Source organism: Achromobacter sp. NFACC18-2 (genome assembly GCF_900108985.1).
Taxonomy (GTDB): Bacteria; Pseudomonadota; Gammaproteobacteria; order Burkholderiales; family Burkholderiaceae_B; genus Achromobacter.
In genome coordinates, this window is sequence record NZ_FNYM01000008.1 from 265,247 (window position 1) to 280,094 (window position 14,848).

Genomic DNA, 14,848 nt, shown 5'->3' on the forward strand with positions numbered 1-14,848 from the left:
CCCCCGGCGCCAGTCGGTCGCCGGGGGCCGCCAGACACATCAAGTCGCGGCGCGGTAGCGGTCGCGCAGGTCGCGGATCTGATCGTGGTTGCGCAGCACCCCCTGGTACTGGCGTTCGACCACCGCGCGGATGTTCTCCGGCAGCATTTCCTTCAGCGCCTTGCTGTAGGCGGCTTTTGCCACGTCCTCGCCGCGCTCGCACTCTTCGAGCAGCACAAGGTCCGTGCGGCTTGCGACGGCGGCCTTCAGGTTGGTCCAGCCCCGGTGCATCGCGCCGGACACCGTGCCGCTATCTTCCGGCTTCTCGCCCAACTGGGCCACCAGGGCCTGCAGCTCGGCAGCGCCCGCCGCGCAATCGCGCGAACGGTTCCCGAAGAGTTCCCGAAGTTCAGGGGTCTTCGTGTCTTCGGCCGCAGCCGCGAAGCCCTTCTCGCCATCCTTCGAGATTTCGATGAGATCGTTCAACACCTTGGTCACATGGTCGGCCATATCGGTCTCCTTGGTTTGGATACCAGGCGGCGGCTACCGCCTGTCAGGAAGGAGACTCAGCAAGCCGCGTGCCTGGGTCGGCCGCCGGCGGGTCAGACGCGCGGGCAGGTCGATCCGGCCTTCAACGCGTTCAGGTCGCCGTCGCTCATGTCCAGGGCCAGCGACGCCATGGCGCAGGTCACCGCCAATGCGTTGCGCAATTCGTCTTCGTGGATGATGCCGGCCACGTCGCCGCGCGACAGGATGTGGCGCACGCGTGACTCGGGCTTTTCGAAACCGGCCACCAGACGCAGCGCGGGAATGCCGTGTTTCGCAAAATTGGCGTGGTCCGAATTGGGCATGAAGGGCAACCAGTGCGACACCGCCACGCCGGCCTGCTCGGCGGCGCCGTCCACCACGCCCGCCAGCGCCGGATATTCGCTGATCAGCGCGCACAGGGTGTCGTCGCCCGCGACAGTGTCCAGGTTGATGTTGAGCTTCAAGGTGTCGCGTTCCGCTGCCGGCATATCGGCCAGATAGCGGGCCGATCCTGCCAGCGCCCATTCTTCGGCGGTGAAGAAGCAGATGCGCAGGCCTGGCGTGCCGGGGCCCAGCCTGGGCGCCAGGATGCGCGCCGCGGCCAGCGCAACGGCGACGCCGGTGGCATTGTCCAGCGCGCTGCAGCCCAGGTCATGGCCGTCCATGTGCGCGCTGATGACGATCCGGCTGTCGCGTCCGCCGGGCAGGTCCAGGATGCCGGCGCAGGCCATCGAATCGCGCAGTTCCTCGCCCTGGATGTGCAGGCGCACGCGTGCGCCGGGCTGGGCAGCCAATGCCAGGGCCGCTTCGTGATCGATGTAGGCCGCCGGAATGCCCGCGCCGTCGCGCGGCCGGCCCGAGGATCCGGACAAGGGACCGGCCCCGGGCAGCGGGTTGGCGATCAGGAAAGCGACCGCGCCTTGCGCCACCGCCATGTCGTACTTGCGGCGACGATGCACATGGCCTTGGGAAAACGGATACTCGTGCCGCACGAGCACGATCTTGCCGCGCACGGCATCGCCGGCGCGCTCGAAGTCTTCTGGACGGCCTGCGCCCAGGTCCAGGACCATGCCTTCCAGCCCTTCCGGCGCGGTGGAGGCCGAACGCAACAGGGGCACGCATTCCAGGTTCGCCGGCTTGTCGCCCAGCAGGGTCAGGCTGCTGGCAAGACAGCGCCAGCCATCGTAGGGCACGCTGACCCGCCGGACATCGGATCCAACCTCCCGCAGCCGCGTCAGCGCCCATTCCATGGCCGCCTCGTCCTGCCCGGTGCCGGACAGGCGTCCGCCAAAACCGCAAATGGTCTGAAAATCGTTCATCAGGGCCGAGTCGCCGGCCGCCGCCTGTTGCCAGGATGTCATGGGTGTCTCCGGCGCCGCACATCGCTGGGCGGCGCATACAACGGTGGTTATTCGAACGTGATGTTGGCGCGCTGCACGACGTCGGCCCAGCGCTGGAAATCCTGCGCCAACAAGGCCTTCAGGGCAGCGGCGCTCGTATCCGGCGGCAGGTTCATGCCCACGCTGGACAGCCGTTGCTTGACCGCGTCCGATTGCATGACCTTGGCCATCGCGTCCGCCAGCTTTTTCTGCACGTCTGCGGGCGTACCGGACGGCGCCACCAGGCCCCACCAGCTCTGCACGGTCAATCCCGGATAACCCAGTTCCTGAAACGTCGGCACATCGGGCGTGCCGGCCTGGCGCGTGGGCGCAGACACGGCAAGCGGCTTGATTTTTCCGCCCTGGTACAGCGCGACGGCCGTGGGCATGGTGGTGAAGCTGGCCTGGATCTGGCCGCCGGCAAGATCATTGACCGACGCGGACGCGCCCTTGTAGGGGATGTGGGCGAGCTTGGTCTTGGTCGTCAGCATGAACAGTTCGGCCATCAGGTGGGTCAAGGACCCATTGCCTCCCGATCCGATGGAAATCGTGTCGGGCTTGGCCGTGGCGGCTGCAACCAGCGACGCGACGTCCTGAGCTTCAAATGCGGGATTGACGAACAGGTACGTGGGCGACAGCCCCAAGAGCGTGATCGGCGCGAAATCCTGCTTCGCATCGTATTTCACGCGGTCCTTGTACAGCGCCGGAACGATGGTGAACGGCACGTCGGCCAGCAGCAGGGTGTAGCCGTCGGGCGCCTCGGTGGCCACATAGGCAGTGCCGAGCATGGATCCCGCGCCGGCGCGGTTTTCGACAACGACCGATTGGCCAAGCTGCGCGCCCAGTTGATCGCTGATGGCGCGGGCCACCACGTCCGAACTGCCGCCGGCCGAATAGGGCACGACGATCTTGATCGGCTTATCGGGATAGGCGGCCGAGACGGTTTGCGCGCTGGCCAGGAAGAGGGGAGCGGCCAGGGCGGCCAGGGTGTTTTTCCACTTGGACATGATTTTTATGGTGATCCATGAATAATTTCACGTCATTGTGGTGGGTGCGTGCGGCCCGGGCAAAGGAAGTATGCGCATGGGATATTCCAAGTTGGAATGCCGCGGACGGGCCGGCTGGGGCGGGCTTGGGGCTGGGGGCTTGGAGCTTGAGCGTCAGGCCAGGCCCGCGTAGCTGCGCGCCCGGGCATTGAGTTCCTGCCCGCGCGCGACGACCCAGTCGCAGAACGCCTGGCAGTACGGACCGCCCACATTGGGGCGCGGCTGCATCAGGTGATAGCCGTAGCGGCCTTCCACGGTTTCTTTGAATGGGCGCACCAGTGGGCCAGACTTCAACTGGTCCAGCACCATGCACAGCGGCATGATCCCCGCTCCCAGTCCATTCATCACGGCCGGCAGCAGGATCGAAAAGCCTTCGTACTCGGCCGCGGTCGCGGCGGGTCCCGACCACAGGGGCGCGACATCGGCTCGCCATTCGTCCCAGCCATAGCCGCGCTGGGCGCGCTTGAGCAACGGCAACTGCGCGATGTCGTCCACGGATTTGACGGGATGGCGTTGCAGCAACGACGGCGCGGCGACCAGCGTCATCTCGCGGCCGCACAGATACTGCGCGCTCATGCCCGACACATAGCCGGTGTGAAGCTGGATTTCGGCGTCGAACCGCTCCGCGCGGTCACGCCCATGCAACAGGCGCGGACGGATGTTGACGCGGATCTCGGGGTGCGCTTCGAAGAATTCGGACAGACGCGGCAGCAGGAAGAACTGGGCAAAGGACGGAGAGACCGCCACGTTGAGGGCGACGCGCGAGGCGGGATTGGCCACCAGCGCGTCCGCCTCATCGATGAGGCGCACCGCGGCGCTGATACGTTCCAGGTACAGGGCGCCGGCGTAGGTCAGACGCAGGCCCGCGGGCATGCGCTTGAAGAGGGCCGTGCCGAGGCGGTCTTCCAACGCCGCCACGTGCTTGCTGACCGCGCTTTGGGTCAGGTTCAGCGCTTCGGCGGCGCGGCTGAAATTCAGCGTTTCTGCGGCGGTCAGGAAGATGCGCAGCGAGGACAACGAGTTGCGGGTGCCTTTCATGGGGATCGGGAAGGGGCATGGGGTTGGCCGTAATTTACTGCGTGCGCATTTGCGGCGTGCGCACGCCCCCCGCGATTGGCCGACATGGATGAAACCGTTCACCCTGCCGTCCACGGGGCGCGGTCGCCGCCTACGCTGTGTCCTTTCGGGAGAAAGACATCACGGGCCGGTCGTTCTGCGTTGCGTTCGTGGCGGGTGCGGGCCTGGTACAGATCCTACCGGCGCTGCCCGGCGCGTCCATCCTGTTGCTGGCGGTGGCGGCCGCCGCAGCAGCCTGTGCGGTCTGCATGCGCGTCCGGCATCCTGGCCTGCGCATCCTCGCCGCGCTGACGCTGGGATTTTCGGCTGGCCTGCTCAACGCGGCGGTGCAAGCCCAGCTTCGCATGGACGACGCGCTGGCCGACATGCATCAGGACGAAGTCTCCCGCCTGGTCGTGCGCGTGGCGGCGCTGCCCGAGGGCGATGCACAGCGCCAGCGCTTCCTGGCGGAGCTGGACGGCCCTGCGCGTCCGGGCATTCCGTCGCGAATCCAGATCACCTGGCAGGCCGGCGCTGGCGCCAACCAGGCCGTGCCGCAGGTATTGCCCGGCCAGGTCTGGCGCATGGCGCTGGTGCTGAGGCGGCCGCACGGCTTGCTCAATCCCGCGGGGCCAGACATCGAAGGGCGCCTGTTCGCCGAAGGCGTGCGCGCCGTGGGCACGGTGCGCGGACAGCCCGACCTGCTGGCGGACCGGCCATGGGCCACGCCTGGCATCGCCATCGAGCGGGCGCGGCACCATGTGCGCGAAGGCATGCGGGCGGCGCTGGGCGAGCACCGGTATGCGCCGGTGATGATCGCGCTGGCGATCGGCGACCAGGCCGGCGTGTCGCGCGAGGACTGGCGGATCTTCAACCGCAGCGGCATCACGCACCTCGTCTCGATCAGCGGCATGCACGTCACGTCGATCGCCGGCATTGGGGGATTGCTTGCGTCGGCGCTGTGGCGACGCCTGCGCTGGCGCGGCGTGGGCGTGGCGGAGCGGATGCCGGCGCGTGTCGCGGGCGGGTGCGTGGCGGCGATGGTCGCGCTGCTGTACTGCCTGCTTGCGGGCTGGGGCGTACCCGCCCGGCGCACCTTCTTCATGCTGCTCGTGGTGCTGGCGGCGGCGCTGTCGCGCCTGCCGTTGTCCGGCGGCCGGGTGCTGGTCTGCGCAGCCGCGGCAGTGGTTGCGCTCGATCCGTGGGCGCCGGTGTCGGCGGGCTTCTGGCTGTCGTTCGGAGCGGTGGCCGTGCTGCTGCGCATCGCGGCCGCGCCCATCGACGCCCAGGCCGGCTGGCGTGCGCGGTGGGCGGCCCGAGCAGGTCAGGCCGTGCGTCTGCAGCTCATGGTCACCGTGGGCTTGATGCCGTTGCTGGCCTTTCTGGTGCACCAAGTGTCGCTCGGGTCGCCCCTGGCCAATGCCGTGGCGATTCCGTCGGTGACCTTCATCGTGACGCCGCTGGCGCTGCTGTGCGCGGCGTTGTCCTGCGTGCCGGGGGCGGACGGACTTGCCGCGTGGGCGGGGCAGGCCGGGCTGGCCGCCTTTGACCTGACCATGGCGCCGGTGGCCTGGGTGGGCAACGCCAGATGGGCCAGCGTCCCGGTCGCTGCGGCGGGCTGGCCCTGGCTGCTGCTGGCCGGGGCGGGCATGGCCTGGGCGTTGCAGGCGCGAGGCTGGCCGGGCCGCCATCTGGGATGGGCCTGCATGCTGCCCTTGCTGTTCTGGCGGCCGGACAGGCCGGAGCCCGGTTACTGGCGCATGAGCGCGATGGACGTGGGGCAGGGCAGCGCGATCCTGGTCGAAACCGCAACCCGGTCGCTGCTGTTCGACGCCGGTCCCCGCAGCTTCGGCGGCAGCGACGCGGGCGAGCGCGTGGTCGCGCCGTTCCTGCAGGCGCGCGGCGTCGCGCGGCTGGACGAGCTGGTGCTGTCGCACGCGGACATGGACCACGTCGGCGGAACGCGCGCGGTCCTGGCCGCGGTGCCGGTGGAGCGCAGCTTCGCGTCCTTTGACCTGCCCGCCTTCGTGCGCCGCGACGCAAGGATGTGGCCGGATGCCGGTCAGGCGCAGCCGGCCCTGCCCAGGCAGATGGCGCGCTGCGAACGAGGGCTGCGTTGGGAGGCGGACGGCGTGGAGTTCACGTTTCTGCATCCCCGTGGCGTCAAGGACGCGCGCGCCGAGGACCGCAACGCGGATAGCTGTGTGCTGCGCGTGAAGGGCGCGCGGCATAGCTTGCTGCTGACGGGGGACGTGGGGACGGCGCAGGAGCGGGAAATGGTGGCGCAAGGGTTGGAGCAAGCGGATGTCGTGCTGGCTCCGCATCACGGCTCGGCGTCATCCTCCGGCCGGGAGCTGGTGGAGGCTGTGAATGCGGCGCACGTCATCGCGCAGGCGGGGCATCTGAACCGGTTCCGGCATCCGGCACGGGCGGTGGAGTTGAGATGGATGCGGGCGGGGGCGCGATTCTGGCGCAGCGACAAGGATGGCGCGGTGATGGCGTGGTCGCGTCCGGAGGGGTTGGAAGTGTGGGGGCAACGGGAGCGGGGCGGGCGGTACTGGCACGGGCGATAGCGGCAGCGTCGTGCATGCCGGTTCGTATGTTGATGAATCCGTACGAGGTCATGTCTTTGAAATGGGAGCAAACGTGTCCTCACTGCTCACAGGGGGACTGGGTCAATCGGCCCGCCGGTTCGAAGTGAGCATGAATCAAGCGAATCATCTTGCGGGCTACAGGAGATAGGTCTGCATCGGACCGGTGGACGATCTGGAACTCGCGAATGATGCCGCGCTCGGGGACGGGAACAACGTCCAGGCCAAGCGCCCGCGCGTCGAACAGGGACGGCTTCACGGTGACGAATACGGACGTCTGCATCAGGCTGATCATTGTCGAGATTGGATAGCGCGTCGCCTCCAGGCGCTTGGCAACCAGGAAGAGCTGATCGCGCTGACGGCTTCTTGCGTGTTCGCCCTTAGCAGCTTTCGCCTTGCCGTTCTTGCCCCGCGTGTCAAGGTCTCCGCCCTTGGGCGGACGTGCAGCAAGGCCGGCATCAAACCGAAGTCGCTCGCCCGCAACAGTTACACAGTGAGCATCGAATATGTCGAATTGATACGTAAAATTCCAGCCTACGAAATATTTTGTGATTAAAGAGTCGCTAGATGCCCCAGGGCGATCAGGAAGTCGAGGAGGCTAAATGAATATTATTCCTAACGCGGACGGCCCTGAGAGGATTGGCGTGGTGCTTGTTGACCAGAACGGAGTGGTCCGGTCTTGGAACGGCGTCATGCAGGTCTTGACAGGCATCACTGCCCGCACGGCGGTCGGGGCGTCCATGGAAGCGTTGAGGTTCGCCGGGGACTCGACGGCGGAAGTCCCTTTGGAACTCAAGTCGCGTGAAGCTTCGCGGATGCCCATCGCCGACTTCGAGATTCCTCAAAACGCCGGCGTATCCCGGTGTCTGGTATTCGCGCGTTGTCTCAATACGGGAGGGGCACGTCCAGGTCAACCCCCGGCACTGCGAATTCAAGCTGAAGCGGTCGAGAAGAACGTCCGGCCCGTCATCCCTGCACATAGTCACATCATGCAGACGGAAAAGCTCGCGGCGATCGGACAGCTAGCCGCGGGAGTGGCGCATGAAATAAACAATCCGATCGGCTACGTATTCTCGAACCTCAAGGCTCTTGGAAACTATGTGCGGGACCTGTTGAAGATTGTCGATGCGGTGGAAGGTGTGGCCCATCTTGATGACCTGCGCCATCTTAAGAGGAATCTTGAGTACGACTATATCCGCAATGATCTGGCTGCGTTGCTCAGCGAATCTGAGGACGGAATTGATCGGGTCAAGAAAATAATAACGGCGTTGAAAGACTTCTCGCGCCCGGAGGAGGACGGATTTCGCGAATTCGACTTGCATCACGGCATCGAGACTACGCTGAAAGTTGTAAACAACGAGCTTAAATACAAAGCAAATATCGTTCGCGACTTTGGCGTGCTTCCCCTTGTGGAATGTAATGGGTCTCAGATAAATCAAGTGACGCTGAACCTGCTCATCAACGCCGTGCAGGCAATAGAGACCCACGGCACGATCACCATTCGCTCGGGCGTGAATGGCGCAGACGTCTGGTTCGAAGTGGAGGATACGGGCGACGGGATTGAAGACGACGCGCTGCATCGGATATTCGAACCCTTCTATACCACAAAGCAATTGGGAAAAGGAACCGGACTGGGCCTGGCCCTCTCGTATGGAATCGTGGAACAGCACCGGGGCCGCATTGAGGTCTTTAGCAAGAAGGGCTGGGGTTCACGCTTTCGAATCTGGCTTCCCATTCATCAGAAGACGGCGGACGAATAAATGCCCGGGATCGAAAATATAAAACATGCCAAAAGCCCGGATACGCGAGGGTGCATCCTGTTGGTCGATGACGAGCCAAACATTTTAGCCAGTCTTCTTCGGGAGCTTCGAGGGGCGCACCAGCACATCTTGAGTGCGACAGACGGAGTCAATGCCATCAATATGATGGCGAATAACAAGGTCGACCTCATCGTCTGTGATGCCAATATGCCTGGTATGTCAGGCGCGGACTTGCTGGCGGTCGTCCAGCAGCGCTGGCCAGATACCGTGCGCATCCTCCTGACGGGCTATCCGGAGCACAGCAACACAATTCGCGCAATTAATGAGGGGCGCATTTACCGGTATTTGACGAAGCCCTGGAATTCAGATCAGCTGCGTATCACCGTTAATCAAGGACTTGCCCTTCAGCATGCGCAGTCGGAGAGGCGGCGGCTTGAACAGATAAATCGCCAACAATACCAGGAATTACAAGAGCTCAACAACACCTTGGAAGCTCGTGTTGTGGAACGCACAGTGGAGCTTGAGCGTGCCAATGGAGAGCTAGAGCAGGCCCACCAAAGTCTGCAGAAAAGCTATGTCACCGCGACTCAAGTATTTTCGTCACTGATAAACCTCAGGCTACCCCCGGAGAAGCAGTCCAACGCCAAGGTTTCTTCACTCGTCAGCGCATTCTGCGACAAGGTGGCTTTAAGTGAAAAGCACAGGCAGGACCTCGCCATCGCGTCTGCGCTATATAACATTGGAAAATTGACATGGGACGACGTGCTCATTGCCGGATCACCGGATCGGATGGAGCGCAATGATCGTGAGCGATATCGGACCTATCCAGTGGTGGGAGAAAGTCTGCTTATGTCACTGGAGCCGGCAAACGATGCCGCAACCATCATTCGTCATCATCAGGAACGCTGGGATGGCGCTGGATTCCCGGATGGCCTAAGTGGCGAAGCAATACCCTACGGCGCGCGCGTCCTGAAAATCGCTACGGACTACGTGGAGCTGCAGATGGGTATGCTTCTTTCGAGGAAGTTGGGCCATGAGGAGGCGATTGAGGCGGTCCGGAAGTACTCTGGTCGACTCTACGACCCGGCATTGTGCGAGCCATACATTGAAGTGATGGCGATGATCGAAAGCACCCAGACCTCTGACGACACGGTGCTTGTCCTGGATACGGCCAGGCTTGAGCCGGGGATGGTGCTGGTCAAGGACCTTCACGCTTTAAGCGGGATGCTGCTGATCAGCGCAGGTAAGCCGTTGACGGAGAGGTTGATAAATAAATTGGTGGTGTTTGAGCAGAATGAAGACGCGACCTATCAATTATTCGTGCGCGTGTCCGAGATAGAAGATTAATCAGCGTTTGCAAGAATTGCGAGAGGCATTCATGAAAATGCGGAATATCTTTATTTCGGCATTTCCTGTCGTTGTGGGGTTCGTGCTGTTTTGGGTGGGGCTCGCCTGGCTAATCTGGAGGCCTCTGCTGGTTGATCACCTTCCCGAGCTCGCAATATCGATCGAGCAAGGGGCCGTGCTCTTCGGCGCCATGGGCCTGACATTGCTGTTAAGCGCATTGGGGTTTGCGCGGCTGGGTTTATTTGTGAACCTGCTTACACTGGCAGCAAATTTGTGGGTTGCAGTGACGCTAAGCCCTTCGGTAGGGTGGAATTTGTGGACTCAACACTCCCCGCTCACTCCCCTAATGCAAATCACAATTGCATTGGTTTGCTGCACCATTGGCTTGCTTGAACTTTCTCCCCGCTCGAGACGATTGCGGCGGGTCCTGGGCAGCTTGACATGCCTCAGTGCGCTGCTTCAGGTGATTGCAAGAGTACAAGCCTGGCCGCTTGAAAATGGCATTGCGGTGATCTTCCGGATCGAGGGGCTTTACACGTTGCTCCTGGTGCTCATGGCCGCAAGCGCAATCGCTTTAATAATTCAGCGGCGTACTGAAAAAGTCCTGGCGCGGCAGACAAGGAGTGTTTGGCTGGCGGGGATCGGCTCATTGGTGGCCGTACTGTGTTGGTGCATCATCGGCACGCAAGAACTCAATGTAAAGGTCCATCAATCCCGAATATTGCTGCGCCAGGCTGCTGACCAGTTGGACGCGGCTGTTAACGAGCGCTTCACTGTATTGAATCGATTGGTCGAGCGATGGGCCGCCGATGGGAGGCTCCCGGATAAAACAGCCTTTGAGCTCGATGGTCGCGCATTTCTCCGTGATATACCGGGCTTTAAGGCAATGGCGCTGGTTGACAGGGATGGCGATGTATTTCTCGTTCATGCCGATAGTGCCGCGGACGATCAGTGGTTGAGAAAATATGTGGCGGCCTCGTCTACAAGGGCGCTCCTCCACCACGTTACAAACACCGGCAAAGCGCATGTCGGTTCGCCTGTGCAGACCGAAGGTATGCCGGCCCGAGCCATCGTTGCTGTGAGCCTGCAGCCTCTGCATCCGCGTAATGGAAAACCTGCGTACCTGGTTGCCGTTCAACAAGTTGCGGATCTCTTTCTTCAATCTCCGGGGCCGTCCGTAGGGCTGGCGGCGGTCTCGGTGGAGTACAGAGAAGCAGAAATCTACCACTCTGGTTCTGTCAGTCGAGGGGATCTGCTCGTGCAAGCTCCGATAACGATCGACCATGACAATCTGGCCAAAATCAGAGGCTGGTATCGAGGCACTGCCACGGAAGGGCCGATTTCGTTTCTATCCACTGCCGCAATGCTGGTTGGCATGGCAGCGACACTCTTCCTAATGCTGAATCAGCAACTGAGCTTGTCCTCAAGACGCAGGTCGTACAAACTTTCGAGAACTCACCTGGCACTTCGGCGCAGCCTTGAGATTCAGCATCGTCTGAACAGTATGAAAGCTCGGATGATGCGCCTTTCCGGCGATATCATATTTGCACTCAACCGCGATCTCGTGTTTATTGAGGTTAGCAGTTCGGCGGAACGCATCCTTGGTTACTCACCGAAGGAGTTGAAGGGCAGCAGAATAATGGAGTACGTGCCGCAGCATGAGCAAAGGCGTACAGGCTTGGCGATCGAGTCAGCAATGGCCGAGCACTCCACCGACTGGAAATTTCAGAACCAGCTTATTGACAAATCGGGCAATGCCGTTGCGATCAGATTGTCCGGCGAATGGGTCGAGGCCGAGCAGTTGTTGTATTGTGTTGCGCACGATGTGGACTGGATCCGTCAGCAGGAAAAATTCAATAACGCATCGCGTCGGGTGTATGACCAGATTGTTTCGAGAGCACCCCTGGAAGATGTCCTTCGATCGGTGGCTGATCTAGTCCAGACAGTCGTCCCGAACGCCACTCTGGCTGTTCGTCGTCTAATGAACGGTCATCGAGACCTAGAACTGCTGATGGCAGCGGGGCCGGGAGCTGAATTTGAAATAGGGCTTGGAGAAATGCTCCCTTTGACCGCCGATTCCCCCGCGGGCAATGCAATCAGGGCGGGCGACGCGGTATTCACCGACAAGCTTGATTTGCCGGGCTGCGAGCCAAAATGCGGAACCGCGAGGTTCGCGTGCTGGGCATCGCCCATGGCGCACGGCGAGAAGCTATTGGGTTCTGTAGTCGTTTACTGGCCCGACGACCAGCGGTTGCCGCACGATACACAGGCGCTCTCGGCGATCTGCCAGTTGGCCACGGTGGCCATCAACGCGGCGGATGTCCGCAGAAGCCTGGAGGCTAGCGAACAACGCTATCACTCTCTATACCACTTTAATCCCGACGCCGTGTATTCGTTTGATGCGAGTGGACGCTACACAAGCGTCAACCCTCAGGTGGCGATACTGACGGGGCTTTCCGAAAGCGAGCTATTGCAAACAACTTATCGGTCCGTCGTTATTCCTGATGAGCTGCCGATCGTCGATCAGCATTTCGATGCAGTGCTGCAGGGCGAAGTTCGACGATACCTCGCTAAATGCATCGGCTTGAATGGCGAGATTCGCATCTTCGATGTCACAAATATGCCGATCAAGGTCGAGGACAGCGTGTTGGGCGTCTTTGGCATCGCCCGGGATGTCACGGAGCAGGAGCGCGCGGGTAGCGTGATCAGAGCGAAGGAGCGGCAACTTCGCCAATTGCTTGTTGATATGCGAGATGCGGTGCTGGTCGTGAATCAGAGCGGCTATGTGCGCTTTGGGAACCAGGCTGCGCAGCAAATGTTCGGCAGGACCCAGGCAGGGTTGCAGAACATGCGTCTTCACTTGCCCGAATCGCCGACCAAACTCTTCGAATGGCAAACGAAAAATGCCGGAGGAGAAAATCTGGAAGTGGAGGTTGCCCTGTCAGAAACAGAATGGGAGGGCGAACCGATGCGATTGTTGTCGCTTCGAGACTTGCGGGCGCGCAACCATTTTGAGCAGCAGCTGCATTTGCTTCATCGCAGTCTGGAGGCCTGCTACAACGCGGTGACGATCTCCGACGCAACCGACCCAGAACTGCCGTTGATCTACGTAAATCCGGCTTTTGAGCGCATGACGGGATTCAGCCGTTCCGAGGTGCTCGGCAGGAATTGCCGCTTTTTGCAGGGCCCGGAAACAGATCCGATTGCGGTCTCAAAAATTCGCGCTGCATTGGCGGATAACCGCGAAGTTGACATCGTCCTTCAGAATACGCGCAAGGACGGAACCGCGTTCTGGAATCATCTTTATATTGCGCCTGTGCCTGACAAAATGGGGCGTGTGGATCATTTCATTGGCATTCTCAATGATATTACCCAGCAAAAGAAAATCGAGGAGCAACTTGAGTATGGTGCGACCCACGACATACTGACGGAGCTGCCTAACCGGCGGTTACTCAGGGAGCACCTTGTCCGAAGTTGCGCCGATGTTCGCAGACGAGGCGACACGCTGGCAGTCGGATTCTTTGACCTGGATGGATTTAAGTTGATCAATGATTCGATGGGCCACGACTTTGGCGATCGAGTTTTGATTCAGGTCGCCCAGCGAATGCGCGCGTGCCTGCAAAAGGGGGAGATGGTTGCCCGCGTTGGCGGGGACGAGTTTGTAGTCGTGTCGGCCTCGATTTCGCGCGAACGGTCACATCGCCTTATGGAGGCGGCAATCAGCGCTGTGGGTGCGCCCTACCAAATCGGGGAATTGGAGGTGCATATCACCGCAAGTGCAGGGCTTACGATAAGCGACGGGTCTATCAAGGATCCGATGCAGTTGGTGCGCGAGTCGGACCTTGCAATGTTCAGGGCGAAGCGTGAGGGCAGAAACACGTGGCATGAATATACGATCGATCTCGGGAAGGATATCGAAGAGCGGCTTGCCCTCCGTGGTGACTTGAAGCGTGCCCTCGATAACGAGGAACTTGCGCTTTACTACCAACCTATTATTGATGGCCGAACCCATCGGATCGCTGGAGTCGAGGCGCTCCTGCGTTGGCAACATCCTGTCCGTGGGTTCGTTCCGCCGTCATTCTTTATTCCCTTGGCAGAAGAGACGGGGCAGATCATTCCGCTGAGTAGATGGGTGATCGAGAGGGCATGCCGCGATGCTGCGACCATGCGGGAACTGGGGTGGTCCGATTGTCCCGTTGCGCTTAATGTGTCGGCGCTTTACTTCCAACGTACTGATTTTGTATCGGAGTTGGAACGTCAGATCCTGCGGCACGACTTGACCCCTCAGAGCATCCAGATCGAGATTACAGAGAGCGTATTGCTCGATGATGCGGAAAGAGCCATAGATACACTGCGGCAGGTTAGAAAGTTGGGCGTGAAAATATCGATTGACGATTTTGGTACCGGATATTCAAGCTTGACGTACCTCAAGAATCTGCCAATTGACAAGGTGAAGATAGACCGCTCGTTTGTTCAAGAGGTGATCAGTGACCGACACGATGCGTCTATTGCAAAGGCGATTATTTCAATGGCTCATCACCTCGATCTGAAAGTTGTGGCGGAAGGCGTTGAGATCGAAGCCCAGTACGCGTTCTTGCGCCGCAATCATTGCGATTATTTTCAAGGCTATTTGTTCGCGCATCCGATGCCGTTCGACGCGCTGTCGCGTTACTTGAGAGATAACTCGTCCTCCGGCAATGCATGGGGCGACAACGCGCCGACCGAAGTGGAAAGGGTGCTGTTGCTCCTGGACGATGAGGAAAATATATTGCGAGCGCTTGTGCGGGTCCTGCGCCGGGACGGGTACAGAATTTTGACTGCCCAAACGCCGCGAGATGCATTCAGGTTGCTTGCAAGCAATAGGGTGGATGTGATTGTTTCCGACCAGAGAATGCCCGAGATGACTGGGACAGAATTTTTTCATCGAGTCAAGGACATGTATCCGGAAACAGTGCGGATCATCCTGTCCGGGTATACGGATCTGGCATCCGTGACTTCCGCCATCAACAAAGGAGCAATCTATCGGTACTTCACCAAACCTTGGGACGACGAGGAACTGCGGGACTCCATAGCCGTCGCGTTTCGCAAAAGTGAGGACATCGAAGATACTGCCTAGCATGGCCTTGGTGGTGTCAATGCCGGGTCACAGAGAGTTTTCGTCC

General features: G+C 61.0%; 9 protein-coding genes. 5 read left to right on the top strand and 4 right to left on the bottom strand.

From position 1 onward, the window contains the following. Positions 1-39: 39 nt before the first annotated feature. The 4 genes from BMW75_RS14995 to BMW75_RS15010 form a co-directional block, all read right to left on the bottom strand. Complete coding sequence (locus tag BMW75_RS14995; protein WP_076520431.1) at positions 40-489, bottom strand: PA2169 family four-helix-bundle protein; 450 nt, start codon at positions 487-489, stop codon at positions 40-42. Positions 490-581: 92 nt separating this feature from the next. Next, positions 582-1,868: a M28 family peptidase gene (locus BMW75_RS15000; protein ID WP_092580368.1), complete on the bottom strand. Its 1,287-nt coding sequence runs from the start codon at positions 1,866-1,868 to the stop codon at positions 582-584. 47 nt (positions 1,869-1,915) lie between these two features. Then, positions 1,916-2,893, bottom strand: a complete 978-nt coding sequence (locus tag BMW75_RS15005) for a Bug family tripartite tricarboxylate transporter substrate binding protein (RefSeq protein WP_092580369.1) — start codon at positions 2,891-2,893, stop codon at positions 1,916-1,918. A gap of 153 nt (positions 2,894-3,046) precedes the next feature. After that, on the bottom strand, positions 3,047-3,970 hold the full coding sequence (locus BMW75_RS15010) for a LysR substrate-binding domain-containing protein (protein WP_092580370.1): 924 nt from the start codon (positions 3,968-3,970) through the stop codon (positions 3,047-3,049). A 137-nt stretch (positions 3,971-4,107) separates the two neighbouring features. Here BMW75_RS15010 and BMW75_RS15015 point away from each other — a divergent pair, with 137 nt between their 5' ends. The 5 genes from BMW75_RS15015 to BMW75_RS15035 all read left to right on the top strand — a co-directional run bounded on the left by BMW75_RS15015 (position 4,108) and on the right by BMW75_RS15035 (position 14,802). After that, the gene (locus BMW75_RS15015; protein ID WP_256381723.1) at positions 4,108-6,561 is read left to right on the top strand and encodes a DNA internalization-related competence protein ComEC/Rec2; all 2,454 of its coding nucleotides are present in this window, start codon (positions 4,108-4,110) and stop codon (positions 6,559-6,561) included. 184 nt (positions 6,562-6,745) lie between these two features. Next, complete coding sequence (locus tag BMW75_RS29135) at positions 6,746-7,135, top strand: hypothetical protein (protein WP_139208536.1); 390 nt, start codon at positions 6,746-6,748, stop codon at positions 7,133-7,135. Positions 7,136-7,181: 46 nt separating this feature from the next. Further along, entirely contained in the window at positions 7,182-8,339 is a 1,158-nt protein-coding gene (locus tag BMW75_RS15025; RefSeq protein ID WP_092580372.1) for an ATP-binding protein, read from the top strand. Continuing rightward, entirely contained in the window at positions 8,340-9,686 is a 1,347-nt protein-coding gene (locus BMW75_RS15030) for a response regulator c-di-GMP phosphodiesterase, NosR family (protein WP_092580373.1), read from the top strand. It abuts the gene before it with no gap. Between the two features lie 31 nt (positions 9,687-9,717). After that, positions 9,718-14,802 (top strand): EAL domain-containing protein, encoded by a 5,085-nt coding sequence (locus BMW75_RS15035; protein ID WP_092580374.1) that lies wholly within the window; start codon positions 9,718-9,720, stop codon positions 14,800-14,802. The last annotated feature ends 46 nt before the right edge of the window (positions 14,803-14,848 follow it).

Excerpts from the sequence above, each read along its gene's own strand:
- BMW75_RS14995 (WP_076520431.1), bottom strand. The coding sequence starts at position 489 with ATGGCCGACCATGTGACCAAGGTGTTGAACGATCTCATCGAAATCTCG.
- BMW75_RS15035 (WP_092580374.1), top strand. The coding sequence starts at position 9,718 with ATGAAAATGCGGAATATCTTTATTTCGGCATTTCCTGTCGTTGTGGGG.
- BMW75_RS15010 (WP_092580370.1), bottom strand. The coding sequence starts at position 3,970 with ATGAAAGGCACCCGCAACTCGTTGTCCTCGCTGCGCATCTTCCTGACC.
- BMW75_RS15030 (WP_092580373.1), top strand. The coding sequence starts at position 8,340 with ATGCCCGGGATCGAAAATATAAAACATGCCAAAAGCCCGGATACGCGA.
- BMW75_RS15025 (WP_092580372.1), top strand. The coding sequence starts at position 7,182 with ATGAATATTATTCCTAACGCGGACGGCCCTGAGAGGATTGGCGTGGTG.
- BMW75_RS15000 (WP_092580368.1), bottom strand. The coding sequence starts at position 1,868 with ATGACATCCTGGCAACAGGCGGCGGCCGGCGACTCGGCCCTGATGAAC.
- BMW75_RS15005 (WP_092580369.1), bottom strand. The coding sequence starts at position 2,893 with ATGTCCAAGTGGAAAAACACCCTGGCCGCCCTGGCCGCTCCCCTCTTC.